Raw genomic sequence first — 17140 nt, 5'->3', positions numbered from 1 at the left:
AGGAGCAAACAGGCCCTGGTGGCGCGGGCAGGATCCGCTCCACCAGGGCGGTAACCGTTCATGGCCTATCAGCTTCGGGAGAGATAGGTCTCGGCCAGCTCGGTCCAGAAGGCCGCGCCGATCGGCAGCAGGTCGTCGTTGAAATTATATCCGGGGTGATGCAGCGGCCGATCATCGTCGCTGGTCTTGGAGCCGAGGAAGAAATAGGTCCCCGGCCGCTCCTTCAGCATATAGGCGAAATCCTCGCTGCCCATGAAGGGGCGGGCGAGATCGACCACCTTGTCGGCGCCGGCAAAGCGAACCGCGAGATCGCGGACGAAATCGGTCTCGGCCTTGTGGTTGATCGTCGCGTCGTAGCTGCGCTGGTAGTCCACGGTCGCGCGCATGCCGAAGCTCGTCGCTTGCGCTTCGGCGATCATGCGGATGCGCCGTTCGAGTTCGTCGCGCACATCGGGCTCGAAGGAGCGGATGCCGACGACGATCTCGGCGCGCTCGGGGATGATGTTGCTGGCCGAGCCGGCATGAAAGGCGCCGACGGTGACGACCGTCGGATCCATCGGATGGATGTTGCGCGAGACGATCGATTGCAGCGCCATGACGATCGACGCGCCGCAGACGATCGGGTCGGCCGTCTCCTGCGGCTCGGCGCCATGCCCGCCGCGGCCATGCACGGTGATGCGCGCCTCGTCGACGGCGGCCATGATCGGGCCTTCGCGAAGGGCGAACTGGCCGAAGGGCAGACCCGGCTCGTTGTGAAGCGCAAACACCGCGTCGCACGGAAACTGATCGAACAGGCCTTCGTCCATCATGATCTTGGCGCCGCCGAAATTCTCTTCGGCCGGCTGGAAAATCAGGTGAACAGTGCCGTCGAAATTACGCCGCTCGGCAAGGGCGCGGGCAGCACCGAGCAGCATCGTCGTGTGACCGTCATGGCCGCAGGCGTGCATCAGGCCAGAGGTCTTGCTGGCATAATCGAGCCCGGTTTCCTCGAGGATCGGCAGTGCATCGATGTCGGCGCGGATGCCGACCGTGCGTTTGCCGCTGCCGTTCTTGAGCGTGCCGACGACACCGGTTTTCGCAAGGCCCGTCGTCACCTCGTAGCCGAGGCTTCTGAGATGTTCCGCGATGAAGGCGGAGGTGCGCGTTTCCGCCAGCCCGAGTTCGGGATGGGCATGCAGGTCGTGGCGAATGGCGACGAGTTCCGGCATGGCGTTGGTGATCGAGGGGGAAAGTTTCATGTCAGGCACCGCGGGTTGGGATGCGATTTTCGAACGTGCGGAAAGCCACCACCAGGATGCCGGTGAGGCACATGTAGATGAGCGCGAGCAAGAGGAGCGGCTCGTAGGTGAGGAAGGTTTCCTGCCGCACCTTGGAGATGACCGCATAGACGTCGACGACGGTGACGGTGGCGACAAGCGGGGTCGATTTCAGCTGCAGCACCGTTTCGCCGTTGAGCGTCGGCAGCGCCCGATGGATGGCGCGCGGCAGCCAGATGCGGCGGAACATCGTCCAGCGGCCCATGCCATAGGCCTTGGCCGCCTCGAGCTCGCCGTTCGGAACACCGGCAAAGGCGCCACGCATGACCTCGCCCTCGTAGGCGGCAAAGGAAATGGTCAGTGCCGCCACGCCATAGGGCCAGGCCTCGCGCAGATAGGGCCAGAGGAAGGATTGGCGGATTGCCGGAAACTGCGGGAACAGCGAGCCGAGACCGTAGTAGAGCAGCCAGAGCTGCAACAGCAACGGCGTGCCGCGGATGACCGTGCAGAAGACCTTGGCCGGCAATTTCAGGAACCAGGGGCCGGTCACCTGCACGAGGCCGATCGGCACCGCCAGCAGGAAGCCGAGGATGGCGGTGCTGAACAGCATCATCAGGCTGACGAGAATGCCCCAGCCGAGCCGCGGCAGGTAGCGCGGCAGCCAGTCCCATCGCATGAAGACGGCGACGGCGACGACGAAGGCGGCAAAGACCAGCATCATGACGATGCGGTGCGGTTGAAAGAAGCTCCTCGCCGTTGGCAGGTCTTCGGGCGTAAACGCAACGGCGTGGGTGGTTTCGTCGGTCATCGGCTCTCCGCAAAACCGCGTCGGGCATGGCGTTCGAGCATGCCGATGAAGACGTTGGAGATCAGCGTCAGCGTCAGGTAGAGGGCGCCGGCCGCCAGGAAGAACAGGAGGTAGGCCTTGGTCGTGCCGGCCGCCTGGCGGGTGACCAGCGTCAATTCGCTGAAGCCGACGACGGCGAGAAGCGCCGTATCCTTGGTGGCGATCAGCCAGAGATTGGAGAGGCCGGGAATGGCATAGGGCAGCATCGCCGGCAGGGTGATCCGCCGCAGGACCATGGCTGGCGACATGCCATAGGCGCGTGCCGCCTCGATCTGGCCGGCGGGCACCGCCTTGATCGCGCCACGCAACACCTCGGTCGAATAGGCGCCCTGGACGACGCCGATGACGAAGATACCGGCCATCAGGCCGCTGATGTCGACCGGGCCGACCGAAAACAACGCCAGAACCTGGTTGAGCAGGTCGGTGCCGGCATAATAGAGCAGGAGGATCAGCACCAGCTCGGGCACCGCGCGCACGACCGTGGTGTAGCATTCGAGCAGATCGCGCAGGACCGGGCCGCCGTAGAGCTTGCCGAAGGCGCCGCCGATGCCGAGTGCCAGACCGAGCGTGAAGCCGCCGACGGCGATCTGAATGGAATTGAAAAAGCCTTGCAACAATACGCCGCCCCAGCCGGGTGCTGAAAGCGAGAGCAGGCCCCAATTGATGAGGGAATCCGCAGCCATGCGTCGTCGAGCTCCGATGGCGCCGGCCGGCGATCGCTACAGTGCTGCGGTCCGTTCGGACAAGACAGCGCTGCGACGGTTCGATCGCCGGCCGATCGCGCCTTATCCGCCGTAGATGTCGAAGTCGAAGTACTTCTTCGAGAACGTATCGTAGGTGCCGTTGTCGCGGATCGCCTTGATGGCGGCGTTGATCTTGTCCTTGAGCTCGGTTTCGCCCTTGCGCAGGCCGACGCCGACGCCGGGGCCGATCACGGCGACGTCTTCGGCAACGTCACCCTTGTATTCGCAGCATTCCTTGCCCTGGTCGGTTGCCAGAAACGCCTTGAGTGCGATGGCATCCGCCTGCACCGCATCGAGGCGGCCGGCGGCGAGGTCGTTGTTGGCCTCGTCCTGCGTCTGGTATTCCTTGACCTCGACGCCTGCCGGCGCGAAGTGCTTGGCGGCATAGGCCTGGTGAACCGTCGAGACCTGGACGCCGAGCGTCTTGCCCTTCAGCCCTTCCGGCGAGGAGTTCATCTCGACGCCCTTGGTGCCGATGATACCGGTCGGGGTGTTGTAGTACTTGTCGGAGAAATCGATCGTCTTCAGGCGCTCGTCGGTGATCGACATCGAACTGATGATCATGTCGATCTTCTTCGAGGTCAGCGCCGGGATGATGCCGTCCCAGGCGACCGGCGTCAGCACGCATTCGAGCTTGGCCTCGGCGCACATGGCGTTCATGAACTCGACTTCCCAGCCTTCCCACTTACCGCTGGCGTCAGGTGCCGTGAACGGCGGATAGGGTTCCGCTGCGACGCCGACCTTCAGCGCTTCCGCCGATGCCGCGACGCCGCCGCTGACGGCGATCGCCGCCGCAACGGCCAGGACTTTCAATGCCTTCTTCATGCTGTTCCCCTTTTTGGTTGTTTAGCATTCAGGAATTCAGTGAATGGAACTGATGAACTTCTTGAGCCTTTCCGATTTCGGTGCGCCGAAGATGGCCTCCGGCGGGCCCTGCTCCTCGATCACGCCGTTGTGGAGGAAGACGATGTGGTTGGCGACGTCGCGCGCGAACTTCATCTCGTGGGTGACGAGGATCATCGTGCGCTTTTCACGCGCGAGGTCACCGATGACAGAGAGAACTTCGCCGACGAGTTCGGGATCGAGCGCCGAGGTCGGCTCGTCGAAGAGCATCACGAGCGGCTGGATGGCAAGCGCCCGGGCGATCGCGGCGCGCTGCTGCTGGCCGCCGGAAAGGAAGGCCGGGTAGGCGTCGCGTTTCTCGTAGAGGCCGACCCGTTTCAGCAGGGTTTCGGCGGTGGCGACCGCCTCGGCCTTCGGTTTGCCGAGCACATGGATCGGGGCTTCGATGACGTTTTCGAGGATGGTCATGTGCTGCCAGAGATTGAAGCTCTGGAATACCATGCCGAGCTGGCTGCGGATGCGCTGGACCTGTTTGCGGTCCTCAGGCACCAGGCCGCCGCGGCCGTCGGATTTCATCCGGATCTTTTCGCCATGCACGCTGACGCTGCCGGCGGAGGGGAGTTCGAGGAGGTTGATGCAGCGAAGGAAGGTGGATTTGCCGGAGCCGCTGCCGCCGATGATGGCGATCACGTCGCCCTGCTTCGCCGTGAGCGAAACTCCCTTCAGCACTTCCAATGGCCCGAAACGCTTGTGCAGGTCAGTGACCGCGATTGCCTGGGCCGCATCCGTCATCGGCGCGCCGCTCCCATGGCTCTGCGAGCTTTGTCTGTCAGCATCGAAACAGTTCCCCTGTCGTCTTCCGCGCGGCATCTTTGGCCTGTCACGGGTTTTTGTTGGCAGGCATGGTTGCACTTGTGCCGCTATTGTTCAAGCGTATAATAATGGACGTCGTCGATTTTTTGACGCCCGCCGATCGTTCGATTTCCCGAAGGAGCCGCCCATGCCGCCGTTCTGGCCGAAGCCTTTGCTGACCGCGCCTGAACAGGGTTTCGCGCCGGTTCGAGAGCAGAGTGCCGCATGAACAGACGCAGTTTTCACCGTGCGCCGGAAGGCGAACGCCGCCAGGAATTGATCGAAGCGACGCTCGACTGCATCTCGGAATTCGGGCTGAAAGGCGCGACCGTCAGGCAGATCGCGATCCGTGCCGGGGTGACCGCCGGGCTGGTGCGCCACTACTTCGAATCGAAGGACCAGATGGTCGCCGAGGCCTATCGCGCCGTCATCGCCTCGCTCACTGAAAAGGCGAGCAAGGTCGAGGGCGACCCGGAAACCCGGCTCAGGGATTTCATCGCCATCAACCTCACCGAGCCGGTGGCCGACAGCCGCAGCATCTCCCTCTGGGCGGCCTTCATCAGCCAGGTCCGGGTCGATCCGGTGCTGTCGGAGATCCATCGCGAAGGATATCTCGCATTCCGCAATTCGCTGCAGGAACTGCTTGCCGATTTCCTTGCGGCCAAGGGCAAGCCGGCCGATGCCGAAACCTGCCGGGCTTTCGCCATCGCCATCAACGGATTGGTCGACGGCCTCTGGGTCGAGGGCTGCCTTGCCGGCGATCTCTTTCGCGAAGGCGAACTCGTCGCCATCGCCATGTCTTCGGTCGAAGCGTTGCTCGGCACGAAGATCGGAACTGCAAAACAATGAAAACGGGAGAAAGCACCATGCGCTACGCGTCCATCACCGAACGTCTTGCCGATCTTGGTTCGGGCAAATGGTCGCTGCATATCCGTGCCCGCCAGTTGAAGGCTGCCGGTGCCGACATCATCGAGTTGACGATCGGCGAACCGGATCTTCCGCCGGACCGCGCGCTGCTCGACGAATGCCAGCGGGCGATGAATGCCGGGCGCTATCGTTACTCCAACGGCCGCGGGGAGCCGACGGTCGTGGCGGCCGTCGCGGAGAAATACCGTCGCCGCCGTGCCGATGTGACGAACGAGAACGTGCTCTGCTTTCCCGGCACGCAGACGGCGCTTTTCGCCGTGATTCTCGGGTTGGCGGAGGCCGGCGATGCCGTGCTCGTCGGCGATCCGCTCTATGCGACCTATGAAGGCGTGATCCGCTCGACCGGCGCCCACCCGGTGCTGGTGCCGCTGAAGCCTGAATTCGGCTTCCACATGCAAGCCGAAGATCTCGAAAAGGCGATCACTCCGGAGAGCCGGGTGCTGCTGCTGAATACGCCGCACAATCCGACCGGCGCCGTGCTGACGGCGGAAGAAATTGCCGCGATCGGCGAAGTCGCACGTCGACACGATCTCTGGATCGTCTGCGACGAGGTCTATGAGGAGCTGGTGTTCGACGCCGTCTTTGCCTCGCCCTTCGACAATCCGGATCTCGCCGAACGCACGATCGTCGTCTCCTCGATCTCGAAGTCGCATGCCGCGCCGGGCTTTCGCAGCGGCTGGGCGGTCGGCCCGGTCGAGTTCACCGAGCGGTTGCTGCCGGTTTCCGAAACCATGCTTTTCGGCACGCAGCCCTTCATCGCCGACATGACCGCCTATGCCCTGACCCATGACATCGACACCGCACGGCAGATGCGCCTGTCCTACAAGTCGCGGGCAGCGCAGATCGTCGCCGGCCTTGCCAAGGCACCCGGTATAGAGGTGTTCGCGCCTGAGGCCGGCATGTTCATCTTGATCGATGTTTCGGGAACCGGTCTCGACGGCGATGCGTTTGCCTGGGCGCTGCTTGAAGAGGAGGGGGTTGCCGTCATGCCCGGATCGTCCTTTGGCGACGAAGCACAGAACTATCTGCGCGTCAGCCTGACCGTGCCCGATGCCGCCATCGACGAGGCCTGCCGCCGCATCACCGCCCTTGCCGAGCGAGCCAGCCAGCGCAAGGAGCGCCGCGCATGACCACGGAAAAAACGGTTGGAGAAGTCCTGGTCGATCTGCTCGAGGCCAACGGCGTCGAGGTGGTGTTCGGCATTCCCGGCGTGCACACGGTCGAGCTCTATCGGGGCCTTGCGGCATCGAAGATCCGCCACGTGACGCCGCGGCATGAACAGGGCGCCGGCTTCATGGCCGACGGCTATGCCCGCGTCAGCGGCAAGCCGGGCGTCGCCCTCGTCATCACCGGGCCGGGGCTGACGAACACCATCACCGCGATGGCGCAGGCGCGGCAGGATTCCATCCCGATGCTGGTGATCTCAGGCGTCAATCGCCGCGATTCACTCGGCCATGGCCGCGGCTTGCTGCACGAACTGCCCGACCAGCACGGCATGATGAAAACGCTGGCGCTCTATTCGCACACGCTCCTCAATCCGGAAGACCTACCTTTCGTCGTCGATCGCGCCTTCTCGGTGCTCGTCTCCGGCCGGCCGGGACCGGTGCATATCGAGATCCCGACCGACGTGATGTCGGCGAAGATCGCGCCGCAGGCGGTGCGCCCCGCAACGGCCACCCGACCGCGCTCCGACAGCGAGACGCTGCAGCGTGCGGCGATCCTTTGCGCCGACGCCTCGCGCCCGGTCATCATCTGCGGCGGTGGCGCGCTGACGGCGGAGGCGGAAGTGGCCGAGCTTGCCGAAAAGATCGGCGCGCCGGTCGTCACCACCGTCAATGCCCGTGGCATGTTCTCGGGCAGTCCCTTGAGGGTTCCAGCCAGCCCGAGCCTGAAGGCGGTGCGGTCGCTGCTGAAGGAGGCCGACCTGGTGCTGGCGCTCGGTACCGAAATGGGCCAGACCGACTACGACATGTATGCCGATGGCGGCTTTCCGGCCCTGCGCAACCTGATCCGCACCGACATCGATGCGGCGCAGCTCGCGCGCGGGCCGCATGCAGCACTCTCCATTCTCTCCGGCGCCAAGGCGGCGACGGCGGGCATCCTCGCCTTCCTGCCGGGCCATGCCGCCAAGGATGGCGCGGGACGGGCCGAGACCGCGCGACGGGCGGCGCTGAAGGAACTGACGCCGAAGATGCGGGCCGAGATCGGCATCATCGACACCATCTACAAGGTCCTGCCGGATTGCACTGTCGTCGGCGACTCGACCCAGGCCGTCTATGCCGGCAATCTCTATTGCGATGCACCGCGACAGCGAAGCTGGTTCAATTCGGCGACCGGTTACGGATCCCTGGGTTACGCGCCGCCGGCAGCCGTTGGTGCGGCCGTTGCCGATCCGTCGCGGCCGGTCGTCTGCCTCGTCGGCGACGGCGGCTTCCAGTTTTCGCTGGCCGAAATCGGCTCGGCCGTCGATGCGCAGGCGCAGGTCATCTTCCTCGTCTGGAACAATGACGGTTACCAGGAAATCGAAAGCTACATGGTCGATGCCGGCGTCACGCCGGAGGGCGTCAAGCCTTCGGCGCCGGACTTCCTGATGGCGGCGAAGGCCTATGGCGTCGAGGGACGGCGGCTTGCTTCCGCGAGTGATTTGTCCCACGCGCTCGCCGAGGCGGCGCAGCGGAAGGGACCGTCGCTCGTCGAGATCCACGAGCGGCGAACGAGCGGCCTTACGGCCTGAACAACGACAACGACGAAGTGGGCCGGATTTGACTTTTCCGGCCCGGAATGGTGTTAAAGGCGCCCATGCTCGATTCCGGCCATGTTCTCTAGGTAAGGTCGGGCATTCGGGCTCAATTTTCGTCTCGCTGGTGTTCGACCGCCAGGGAAAGGGACCGCGTCCTCGATGGACCGCATGGGTGGTGGCAGCAAGAACATGCAGGCCGGCCGGCTTCTCGCCGTGCTGTGGCTGTTTTGCGCCTCCTTCGCAATGCAGGTCATCTCGGTCGGACAGAGCATCCCGTCCCGTTCGGCATCCGGCGCCCAGGCCGGAAACGTCACCGACACCGGTTCGACCGATCGTCCCGCCGCCCGGCAGCTCTCGCGGGCGACACCGCTTTCTGACCTTCGATTTACGGCGGAGCGCAAGGACGCCAAGTCCGCAGCCGATGACGGCTTGCCGGCGCTCCTGCCGGCATCGCTCCAATTTGAATTTCCCCGCTCTTCGGATGGGCGGGTGTTCCGAGAGACCGCCGCGTATCTCGGCGGGGCCGCGAACCATGGCCCCCACATTCGCGCACCTCCGCGCGTCTGATCCATCACACGGATTTTGGCAGGCTGGCAGCTTCGGCTGCAGCTGCCTTTTATGAAACAATGCCCTGACGACGCGCCCCGTGCCCGCGCAGGCTCTTCTGGAACCACAACATGCGTACATCGAAATGGGCGATTCTCGTCTATGTCGTCGTGATCATCTTCGGATGTATCGCGGCGCTTCCGAACGTGCTGACGCCGGCACAACGTGAACAATTTGCAGGCTGGCTGCCGGTCAAGCCGGTGACCCTCGGCCTCGACCTCAAGGGCGGCTCGCACCTCGTGCTCGAAGTCGATGCCGCCGGCCTTCGCAAAGCTCGTCTCGAAACGCTGCTTGACGATACGCGCCGGGCGCTCCGCACCGAGCGCATTTCGGCCTCTTCGGCACGTATTGCCGGTGATACCGTTACCGTGAAGATCGAAGATCCGGCCGACCGCGAAAAAGTTCTGCCGAAGCTGAAGGAACTCGCTGCCCCCGTCGGCACGCTCGGCTTCGGCAGCTCGGCGTCCGATATCGACGTGACCGAGGATAGTGACACCATCACCCTGGCAATGACCGAAGCCGGCCTTGCCGACCGCACGACCAAGGCGGTCGAGCAGAGTCTGGAAATCATCCGCCAGCGCGTCGATACCGTCGGCGTTGCCGAACCTTTGATCCAGCGCGTCGGCTCCGACCGTATTCTCGTCCAGCTTCCCGGTCTCGAAGATCCGACGGCTCTGCGTCAGCTTCTCGGCTCGACCGCGCAGATGAGCTTCCACATGGTCGACCAGACGGTGGATCCAAACCAGCCGCCGCCGCGCGGCGTCGACATTCTGCCGGGCGCCCACGACACCAACAAATATGCGGTCGAAAGCCGCGTCGCGATCTCCGGCGAACGGCTGGCCGATGCCAAGGCCGGCTTCGACCAGCGCACCAACGAACCGATCGTTTCCTTCACCTTCGACGCGCTTGGCGCGCGCCAGTTTGCGGAAATCACTCAGGCCGCAGTCGGCCGGCCCTTCGCCATCGTTCTCGACGGCAAGGTTCTGACCGCACCGGTCATCCGCGAACCGATCATTGGCGGTCAGGGGCAGATCAGCGGCAACTTCACCTCGAAGGAAGCAACCGTTCTCTCGGCGCTGCTGCGCTCGGGCGCCCTGCCGGCGCCGCTGACCGTCATTGAAGAACGCTCGGTTGGTCCGAACCTCGGCTCGGATTCGATCCGCATGGGCATCTACACCGGTCTTGCCGGCTTTGCCCTCGTCGTCGCCCTTATGGTCGTGCTCTACGGCGCATGGGGCATGATCGCCAATGTCGGTCTGGTGCTGCACACGATCCTGACGATCGCGCTTCTGGCGATGCTAGGCTCGACGCTGACCTTGCCCGGTATCGCCGGTATCATTCTCGGCATCGGGATGGCCGTGGACGCCAACATCCTGATCAATGCGCGTATCCGTGAAGAGACGGAAGGCGGCGCAGGCGCGATGAAGGCGCTCGATATCGGCTTCAACAAGGCCTACGCAACCATCATCGATAGTAACGTCACGACGCTTTCGGGCACCGTGCTGCTCTTCGCCTTCGGCTCCGGCCCGGTCAAGGGCTTCGCCGTCACGATGATGCTCGGCATTATCATCTCGATGTTCACCTCGATCACCGTCGTGCGCCTGATGATGCGCGAGGTCGTCGTTCGCCGGAAGATGAAGAAGCTCGAGATCCCGTCGCTGTTCGGCAAGGTTCCGAAGCTTCCGTCCTTCTCCTTCATGAAGGGCCGCTTCGTCGCCATCGGCATGTCCGCCTTCCTGTCGGTCAGCTCCGTCGTGCTGTTCTTCACGCCGGGCCTCAACTACGGCATCGACTTCGTCGGCGGTATCCAGGTCGAGACTACCTCGAAGAATACGCTCGACCTTCCGACGCTTCGCCACAATCTCGAAGCGCTCAACATCGGCGAAGTGGCGCTGCAGGAATTCGGCCAGGACAAATCGGTCCTGATCCGCGTCCAGCGCCAGCCGGGCGGCGAGCAGGAGCAGACCGTAGCGCTCAACCGCATCAAGGATGCCGTCGTCCAGACGATCCCGGATGCGGCATTCGAGCGTACTGAGGTCGTCGGCCCGACCGTCAGCACCGAGCTTGCCCGTTCGGGCTTCCTCGCTGTCGGTCTCGCGATGGTGGCGATCCTGCTCTACATCTGGTTCCGCTTCGAATGGCACTTCGCTGTCGGCGCGATCGCGGTCCTCTTGCTCGACATCACCAAGACGATCGGCTTCTTCGCGCTGACAGGCATCGACTTCAACCTGACGGCTATCGCCGCGTTGCTGACGATGATCGGCTACTCGGTCAACGACAAGGTGGTGGTCTATGACCGCATGCGCGAGAACCTCAGGAAGTACAAGTCGATGCCGTTCTCGGATCTCATCGACATGAGTATCAACCAAGTGATCGCGCGATGCATCTTCACCTCGATGGCGACGGCCTTCTCGCTGGTGCCGATGGCGATCTGGGGCGGCGATGCCGTCAAGAGCTTCGCCTGGCCGATGATCTTCGGCGTGATCGTGGCAACGACCTCGTCGATCTACATCGGCGGTCCGATCCTGCTCTTCCTCAATCGTTGGTGGAAGGATCGCGAAGCGTCCCGCAGCGGCACGACCACGCCGCAGGCGGGAACGCCGGCGGCCTGATCGCCGTCTCTCAGGATATAAAACGTGAAGGGGCGGCCGCAACGGCCGCCCCTTTTTTGTCCGAATGTGCTGTCTTTATCCACCCGTGCCTTGCAGACTGATTCTTTGCTTCCTAAATAGCGTAGGTCTCCGGCTCCGGAACGGGTGGATGGATTTTGCGTGCATCGCCCCTTGAATTTAAAGGGTGAAGAAATTTTTTCTGCGTATTCATCTTTTTAATTGACGGAATTGGTAGATTATTCTAGTTTGCCACTACGTGAACGCGGGAGTCCGCCTCACGGTTGTTCATCGAACGCTCCGGCATTGCTGATGCCGGGCCAGCCAAAGGAGTGTGACATGTCCGAAACCGTCTCGACCGCCGCCTTCTTCGGCACGCGTCTCCTTTGTCGCGCAACAGAGAAAAAATGGCTCATTCGCAATCTTTGCCGAATGTGACCTTCGAACCCCTCGAACTTTATCTTTTGCCGAAATTGAAAGTTTCCGCGCCGACAGCGTGGATGGAGCGTTATTTGTATGAGCAAGCAGGTTATCGAATTTGGCGGCGAAGCCGTCGGCGTTGTTGTCCCGGATGAAGATCGCTTCAAGTTCCTGGCGGTGAAGTATCACGTCTGGGACCTGGACGCGAAGCGCTTCGGCTCGGCCGATGAAGCGCGCGCCGCAATCCGGCAGCTGTTGGCCCACCAGGCCGTCCAGGCGAAGCGTCAGAACCACAGCGCCGCTGCCTGAAGCCGCACTTGGATGAGAAAAGCCGGTTTCGGCTTTTCTCCCGCCTCCGCCGCGAAGACCTTCGCAAATCTTGCCGCATCGGCCGCACGCAATTGCCCGCGACATCGGTCAATTCCCCACTATAATTATATGTTGGCAGTACGTTTCTTGTGCTATGCCAATATATATATTTGCATTTGCGCGGATGATTCCCGTTTTCTGGGGTGCCGCCGCAGGGAAAGCGTGCCGGAATGCTGACGAAGAAGGGAAAGTACGGACTGAAGGCCTTGGTCGATCTTGCACGGCTGGAGCCGGGGGAGACCGCCTTCATTACCGAGATCGCGCAGCGCAACAATATCCCGAAGAAATTCCTGGACACCATCCTGCTCGAACTGCGCAACGCCGGCATGCTGCGCTCGAAGAAGGGCCCCGGCGGCGGTTATTCGCTGTCGCGCCCGGCATCCGAAATCCGCATCGGTCACGTCATCCGTACGCTCGATGGGCCGCTAGCGCCGATCCGCTGCGCAAGCCGCACGGCCTATGAGGTGTGCGAAGACTGCAACGATCCCGAGACCTGTCAGGTGCGGGTGTCGATGACGACGGTGCGCGATGCCGTTGCCGCGATCCTCGATTCGATGACGCTCGAAGAATTCGCGGCCGACAAGTCGATGCCGCTCGAAATGGAAGAAAAGCGCGCCGGCTGACGAAAACGCCACGGATCACGCCAGTTTTCCCCCGAACTCTGCTTCCAAGACTTGGTTTGCCAAGAAAAAGCGCTTATCTGCCGTCAATGGTCTGGCGGGCAATTTCATGCCTGTTGCTTAAGTCTTCGCAGAATTGGGGTCATCATGGGTTTGAGACATGCATCGGCGGATGATCGCACCGCAAATGCGGCTTTGGAATCGATCGGCCGGACGCTGACGACCGCGATGGCCGGCATCAAGGCGCTTGCGGATCAATTCGGCGCCGACGAGATCTTTGCCCGCAGCGTCGTTGAAGCTGTCGAATTGATCGGCGAAAGCAAGGGGCGCGTCGTCGTCTCCGGCGTCGGCAAGAGCGGCCACATCGGCCGCAAGATCGCAGCCACGCTGGCATCGACCGGAACATCCGCTTATTTCGTGCACCCGACCGAAGCGAGCCACGGCGACCTCGGCATGGTCACCTCGCAGGACGTACTCATTCTGCTTTCCTGGTCGGGCGAGACCGCCGAGCTTGCCAACATGCTCACCTACGCCAAGCGCTTCAACGTGCCGATCGTCTCGATCTGCGCCAACCGCGACAGCGTGCTTGCCCGCAACTCCGAAGTGCCGATCGTGCTGCCGAAGGTCCAGGAAGCCTGTCCGCACGGCCTCGCGCCGACGACGTCGGCCATGCTGCAGCTTGCCATCGGCGACGCGCTCGCGATCGCGCTCCTCGAGCGGCGCGGCTTTTCGGCCGAAGACTTCAAGACCTTCCATCCGGGCGGCAAGCTCGGTGCGCAGCTGCGGCTGGTGCGCGAACTGGCGCATGACGGCGCCCAGATGCCGCTTCTCAGCGTCGGCCGCCCGATGAGCGAGGCGCTGATCGAGATGTCGTCGAAGGGTTTCGGTGTCGTCGGCATCGTCGACGATGGCGGCAAGCTGGCTGGCGTGATCACCGACGGGGACCTGCGTCGTCACATGTCCGGCGACCTGCTGCTGCAGCCGGTCGAAGCGGTGATGTCGCGCAATCCGCGCGTGATCCGCGGCGACGTTCTCGCAAGCGGCGCCATGGAATTCATGCAGCAGCACAAGGTGACCGTGCTGTTCGTCGTCGACGATGGCGGCGCGCCCGTCAGCATCCTGCATATTCACGACCTGCTGCGCGCCGGCGTCGTCTGAGACCGGCAGGGCCGGACCGTCGCCTGGCGAAGGCGGTCTAACCCTTCACCACGGCGGGCCAGTCGCTCGTCGTGCCCGGCTGCACCGGCCGTTCCAGATAGGTCGAAAGCACCACATAGCTGCGCGTCGCCTTGACGCCTGGCGTGTCGTAGAGCCGCGCCAATAGCCCTTCCAGCGCATGCGTGCTTTCGGTGCGCACCTTGAGCAACATGCAGGTGTCGCCGGCGACCGAGTGGATCTCCTCCACCTCAGGGCATTCCTCGATCGCCAGCAGTGCCTGCGTCTTGCCCCAGCCGGTCGTGTCGACATGGACGAAGGCAAGCAGCGTCTTTCCGACCGCGTCCGGATCGATGAGCGCCGACACGCGGCGGATTGCGCCCGAACGCCGGAGCCGTTTCACCCGTTCATGCGCCGCCGGCGGCGAAAGCCCGACGCGTTCGCCAAGCTCGGCATAACTCGTGGTCGCGTCCTCGACGAGGACGCCTAATAGTTTTCGGTCCATGGCGTCGAGGTCGCGTTCCGGCGGACGCTTCCGCCGAATGTCATCTGTATTTTGGTCCATACCCGGAATTCCTCTTGTTGCTGAATTTCATTCTGCAAAAATGAAGGAATGACGAACATCGATCAACAAGTTTCGCCAAATCCAATCGACAGGGCCTCGATCGACAGGGCGCGCATCCCGCCCTTCGCCTATGTCCTGACCGTGTGCGTCGGCGTCATCGGCTCCAACTCGCTGGCGCTCGGACCAATCGCGCCGGAGGTGGCGCGGAGCCTCGGCGCGGATGTTCCCTCCGTGATGGTCGCTTCGGCCGCTTTCGGACTGGGCACGGCCGCCAGCGCCATCTTCCTCGGCCGCTTCATCGACCGGTACGGCCCTCATCGCATTCTGGCTGCCGCGCTGTTGCTTCTGGCCGCCGGGCTTGCCGGCAGTGCGCTCGCGCCCATGCTGGCCTTCCTGGTCGCCGCCCAACTCGTTGTCGGCGTCGCCACCGGCATTGCGCTTCCGTCGATCTACACGCTGGCCTCGGTCATCGCGCCGGCCGGACGGGAGAGCGAGACGATCGGCCTGGTATTGACCGGCTGGACGCTCAGCATGGTGGCCGGCGTGCCGCTATCGGCAGCGATCGCCGACTTCGGGGGATGGCGCGCCGTTTACTTCGTCGTTGCCGCGGCCACGCTGGTTGCCTGCGCTGCCGTCAGGCTCGCGCCAGTGCGGGAAGGTCTGGCCGGCAACACGACGTCGCCGCTTGCTGCGCTTGGCGTGCGTGGCGCCGGGCCGCTGCTGATCGCCTGTGCCGCTTTCATGGCCGCCTTCTACGGCGTTTATGCCTATATCGGCGAACACCTGCATGCGGCGCTCGGATTGCCCCTCAGCGCCAATGGCCTCGTGGCCGTTTCCTACGGCTTCGGCTTCGGTGCGGCGGCACTGCTCGACCGCCTGATCGATCGCTTCGGTGCCGGCAGGTTGCTACCCGTGATCTTCTTGGTCGTCGCCGGCGTCTATGCGGCGATGGCTACCGCAAGCGGCTCCTACACGGCCATGCTGGTCGTCGTCTTTTTCTGGGGCCTTGCCAACCATTTCGGCCTCAACGTGCTGATCATGAGGCTGACGGGGCTCGATCCCACAAGGCGTGGCGCGATCATGGGACTGAACAGCGGCGTCACCTATCTGTCGCTCTTTTTGGGAACGCTTGGTTTCGGCGTGGTTTATGGCGGGGCTGGTTTTTCCGCGCTGCCCTTGGCCGCGGCCGGGCTGATGCTGGTCGCCGCTATCGCCGCAGCGCTCGCGCCGCGCTAGGTCCCCGCGATGTGAAAACGGCTACCCTTGGCGGGAAGCGGAAGGCGCGCGTTTCGCTGGCTTTTGGCGCGGTGCGGGGTTAACAAAGGCCCCAGGCTCGTTGAGGCTGTCTTCGTGCAGCCGCCGGGCAATCGCTTCCGCACCGGCATCGGTTCCAGCACGGGAATAGAGGTTGCCGCGCACCTGGATCGACGCCGCAAGCAGGCGGAACATGGCGACACTGAGCCCAGGCTCCGGCGCCTGGGGCGCCTGCCAGAAACCGTCGAGTGGCTGCTGGTCGGTCAGACCGGCAATATCGAAGACGGCAGTGCCGAGCACCTTGACCGGCCGCCCCTGCTTCAGGGCGTGCAATCCGGCCGTCGAATTCACCGTGACCATGCCGGCGCTCGCCTCGCCAAGCGTATCGAGATTTCCGCCGTCCAGGTAGAAGACGCGCCCGCTCAAGCCAAGCGCCGCTGCTCGCTGCTCGATGAAGCTGCGCCACGGGATCAGGTCGTTGTCGAGCGGATGCACCTTGAAGACCAGGCGTGCATTCGGCGCGGCAAAGGCGCCGAACGAGGTCAGGACGTCAGCGATTGCATCCTTCTGGCTGTGGAAGGGCGAATGCGCCCTGAGCTGAAAGTCGGTTTCGAGCTGAAGCGGATAGACGAAGTAGGGGGCATCGTCCGAAAGGAGCTTCGCAACGGTCGCCACCGCTTCCGCGCTGCGCCGTTTTTCGGATAGCAGCCGGCGCACCCAGCCGGCATATTCGGCGAGCGGATGGAAAATCCCGTGACGGCGGTAGTGTGGAAACAGGAACCAGAAAAAGACGTTCGGCAGATTGTAGAGCAGATCGTAGCTCGCATCGGCGAGGAACGTCTGGCTGTAGCGCTTGCGCCAGTCCGGCTCCGGCAAGTTGGACGCAGCCGAAAGGATCTGCCCGGCATCGACAGGAAAATGGGAGTTCGACGACATGCCGTTGCGCTCGAGCGTCAGCCAGTCCGGCCGCAGATAGCCCATCTCGATAATGGCGACACTGACGCCGGTGCGATGGGCGACGGCATTGGCCGCCCTGTGGTAGGGCCGCTCTTCGCCGAGAAACAGCATATCCGTAACGCCGTGGGCCGCGATGAATGCCTCGAGATAGCCGGGCCAGGCGGCCGCCGTGCCGCGATAGTTGAAGCCGCCCTTGCGGCGCCAGAAGATCTGGTCGCCGACGTTCAGGTTGATCCTGAGACAGCGGTGGCCAAGGGCTTCGAGCCGGTCAGCGATCTTGCGGAAGATCGGCGAGGAGGGGCCCTGCAGGAACAGGAAGACCCGCTGTCTCGGCCGTGCGGCCCCACCGGCCGATGTCGTCGAAGCGTTCTCCATCC

Annotated in this window: 16 protein-coding genes; 9 read left to right on the top strand and 7 right to left on the bottom strand. The window is 63.6% G+C overall.

The window, feature by feature from the left end; all coding sequences use genetic code 11:
• Positions 1 to 68: 68 nt before the first annotated feature.
• The 5 genes from JVX98_RS19585 to JVX98_RS19565 all read right to left on the bottom strand — a co-directional run bounded on the left by JVX98_RS19585 (position 69) and on the right by JVX98_RS19565 (position 4481).
• On the bottom strand, positions 69 to 1238 hold the full coding sequence (locus JVX98_RS19585; protein WP_205237148.1) for a M20 aminoacylase family protein: 1170 nt from the start codon (positions 1236 to 1238) through the stop codon (positions 69 to 71).
• Between the two features lies 1 nt (position 1239).
• Positions 1240 to 2064, bottom strand: a complete 825-nt coding sequence (locus tag JVX98_RS19580) for an ABC transporter permease (protein ID WP_192447903.1) — start codon at positions 2062 to 2064, stop codon at positions 1240 to 1242.
• Positions 2061 to 2786 carry an ABC transporter permease gene (locus tag JVX98_RS19575; RefSeq protein WP_205237147.1) on the bottom strand — a complete coding sequence of 242 codons (726 nt, stop codon included), beginning with the start codon at positions 2784 to 2786 and terminating at the stop codon, positions 2061 to 2063. Before JVX98_RS19575 ends, JVX98_RS19580 begins: the two co-directional genes overlap by 4 nt.
• A gap of 102 nt (positions 2787 to 2888) precedes the next feature.
• Positions 2889 to 3671, bottom strand: coding sequence for a transporter substrate-binding domain-containing protein (locus tag JVX98_RS19570; RefSeq protein WP_034797062.1), 783 nt, complete (start codon positions 3669 to 3671; stop codon positions 2889 to 2891).
• Positions 3672 to 3707: 36 nt separating this feature from the next.
• Complete coding sequence (locus tag JVX98_RS19565) at positions 3708 to 4481, bottom strand: ABC transporter ATP-binding protein (RefSeq protein WP_043613145.1); 774 nt, start codon at positions 4479 to 4481, stop codon at positions 3708 to 3710.
• 285 nt (positions 4482 to 4766) lie between these two features.
• On the opposite strand from JVX98_RS19565, the gene JVX98_RS19560 reads away from it, so the two are divergent.
• The 8 genes from JVX98_RS19560 to JVX98_RS19525 all read left to right on the top strand — a co-directional run bounded on the left by JVX98_RS19560 (position 4767) and on the right by JVX98_RS19525 (position 13990).
• Complete coding sequence (locus JVX98_RS19560) at positions 4767 to 5390, top strand: TetR/AcrR family transcriptional regulator (RefSeq protein ID WP_043613143.1); 624 nt, start codon at positions 4767 to 4769, stop codon at positions 5388 to 5390.
• 17 nt (positions 5391 to 5407) lie between these two features.
• The gene (locus JVX98_RS19555; protein ID WP_205237146.1) at positions 5408 to 6598 is read left to right on the top strand and encodes a pyridoxal phosphate-dependent aminotransferase; all 1191 of its coding nucleotides are present in this window, start codon (positions 5408 to 5410) and stop codon (positions 6596 to 6598) included.
• A complete protein-coding gene (locus tag JVX98_RS19550; protein WP_205237145.1) occupies positions 6595 to 8202 on the top strand; it encodes a 5-guanidino-2-oxopentanoate decarboxylase in 1608 nt (535 codons plus the stop codon). The genes JVX98_RS19555 and JVX98_RS19550 overlap by 4 nt, the downstream gene beginning before the upstream one ends.
• 165 nt (positions 8203 to 8367) lie before the next feature.
• Positions 8368 to 8775 carry a hypothetical protein gene (locus tag JVX98_RS32370; protein WP_246764908.1) on the top strand — a complete coding sequence of 136 codons (408 nt, stop codon included), beginning with the start codon at positions 8368 to 8370 and terminating at the stop codon, positions 8773 to 8775.
• 110 nt (positions 8776 to 8885) lie between these two features.
• On the top strand, positions 8886 to 11426 hold the full coding sequence (secD, locus tag JVX98_RS19540) for a protein translocase subunit SecD (protein ID WP_205237144.1): 2541 nt from the start codon (positions 8886 to 8888) through the stop codon (positions 11424 to 11426).
• Between the two features lie 513 nt (positions 11427 to 11939).
• Positions 11940 to 12152, top strand: coding sequence for a hypothetical protein (locus JVX98_RS19535; protein ID WP_034797039.1), 213 nt, complete (start codon positions 11940 to 11942; stop codon positions 12150 to 12152).
• A gap of 230 nt (positions 12153 to 12382) precedes the next feature.
• Complete coding sequence (locus JVX98_RS19530) at positions 12383 to 12835, top strand: Rrf2 family transcriptional regulator (RefSeq protein WP_034797035.1); 453 nt, start codon at positions 12383 to 12385, stop codon at positions 12833 to 12835.
• Between the two features lie 144 nt (positions 12836 to 12979).
• Positions 12980 to 13990, top strand: a complete 1011-nt coding sequence (locus JVX98_RS19525; protein WP_192447896.1) for an SIS domain-containing protein — start codon at positions 12980 to 12982, stop codon at positions 13988 to 13990.
• A gap of 37 nt (positions 13991 to 14027) precedes the next feature.
• Here JVX98_RS19525 and JVX98_RS19520 read toward each other — a convergent pair whose 3' ends face one another.
• Positions 14028 to 14552, bottom strand: a complete 525-nt coding sequence (locus JVX98_RS19520) for an Lrp/AsnC family transcriptional regulator (protein WP_192447895.1) — start codon at positions 14550 to 14552, stop codon at positions 14028 to 14030.
• 48 nt (positions 14553 to 14600) lie between these two features.
• Here JVX98_RS19520 and JVX98_RS19515 point away from each other — a divergent pair, with 48 nt between their 5' ends.
• Entirely contained in the window at positions 14601 to 15788 is a 1188-nt protein-coding gene (locus JVX98_RS19515) for an MFS transporter (protein ID WP_205237143.1), read from the top strand.
• 21 nt (positions 15789 to 15809) lie between these two features.
• Here the strand turns inward: JVX98_RS19515 and JVX98_RS19510 are convergent, their stop codons facing one another.
• The gene (locus JVX98_RS19510; RefSeq protein WP_205237142.1) at positions 15810 to 17138 is read right to left on the bottom strand and encodes a capsule biosynthesis protein; all 1329 of its coding nucleotides are present in this window, start codon (positions 17136 to 17138) and stop codon (positions 15810 to 15812) included.
• Positions 17139 to 17140: the final 2 nt, after the last annotated feature.

The sequence above is a fragment of the Ensifer sp. PDNC004 genome (assembly GCF_016919405.1).
GTDB lineage: Bacteria > Pseudomonadota > Alphaproteobacteria > Rhizobiales > Rhizobiaceae > Ensifer.
Note: the sequence above shows the minus strand (reverse complement) of the source record. Positions and strands in the feature narration are given on the sequence as shown.

What these genes read in the sequence shown, in the direction of transcription:
- JVX98_RS19585 (WP_205237148.1), bottom strand. Translation starts at nt 1,238, where the DNA reads ATGAAACTTTCCCCCTCGATCACCAACGCCATGCCGGAACTCGTCGCC.
- JVX98_RS19520 (WP_192447895.1), bottom strand. Translation starts at nt 14,552, where the DNA reads ATGGACCAAAATACAGATGACATTCGGCGGAAGCGTCCGCCGGAACGC.
- JVX98_RS19575 (WP_205237147.1), bottom strand. Translation starts at nt 2,786, where the DNA reads ATGGCTGCGGATTCCCTCATCAATTGGGGCCTGCTCTCGCTTTCAGCA.
- JVX98_RS19510 (WP_205237142.1), bottom strand. Translation starts at nt 17,138, where the DNA reads ATGGAGAACGCTTCGACGACATCGGCCGGTGGGGCCGCACGGCCGAGA.
- JVX98_RS19525 (WP_192447896.1), top strand. Translation starts at nt 12,980, where the DNA reads ATGGGTTTGAGACATGCATCGGCGGATGATCGCACCGCAAATGCGGCT.
- JVX98_RS19570 (WP_034797062.1), bottom strand. Translation starts at nt 3,671, where the DNA reads ATGAAGAAGGCATTGAAAGTCCTGGCCGTTGCGGCGGCGATCGCCGTC.
- JVX98_RS32370 (WP_246764908.1), top strand. Translation starts at nt 8,368, where the DNA reads ATGGACCGCATGGGTGGTGGCAGCAAGAACATGCAGGCCGGCCGGCTT.
- JVX98_RS19580 (WP_192447903.1), bottom strand. Translation starts at nt 2,064, where the DNA reads ATGACCGACGAAACCACCCACGCCGTTGCGTTTACGCCCGAAGACCTG.
- JVX98_RS19530 (WP_034797035.1), top strand. Translation starts at nt 12,383, where the DNA reads ATGCTGACGAAGAAGGGAAAGTACGGACTGAAGGCCTTGGTCGATCTT.
- JVX98_RS19515 (WP_205237143.1), top strand. Translation starts at nt 14,601, where the DNA reads ATGACGAACATCGATCAACAAGTTTCGCCAAATCCAATCGACAGGGCC.
- JVX98_RS19565 (WP_043613145.1), bottom strand. Translation starts at nt 4,481, where the DNA reads ATGACGGATGCGGCCCAGGCAATCGCGGTCACTGACCTGCACAAGCGT.
- JVX98_RS19535 (WP_034797039.1), top strand. Translation starts at nt 11,940, where the DNA reads ATGAGCAAGCAGGTTATCGAATTTGGCGGCGAAGCCGTCGGCGTTGTT.
- JVX98_RS19550 (WP_205237145.1), top strand. Translation starts at nt 6,595, where the DNA reads ATGACCACGGAAAAAACGGTTGGAGAAGTCCTGGTCGATCTGCTCGAG.
- secD (WP_205237144.1), top strand. Translation starts at nt 8,886, where the DNA reads ATGCGTACATCGAAATGGGCGATTCTCGTCTATGTCGTCGTGATCATC.
- JVX98_RS19555 (WP_205237146.1), top strand. Translation starts at nt 5,408, where the DNA reads ATGCGCTACGCGTCCATCACCGAACGTCTTGCCGATCTTGGTTCGGGC.
- JVX98_RS19560 (WP_043613143.1), top strand. Translation starts at nt 4,767, where the DNA reads ATGAACAGACGCAGTTTTCACCGTGCGCCGGAAGGCGAACGCCGCCAG.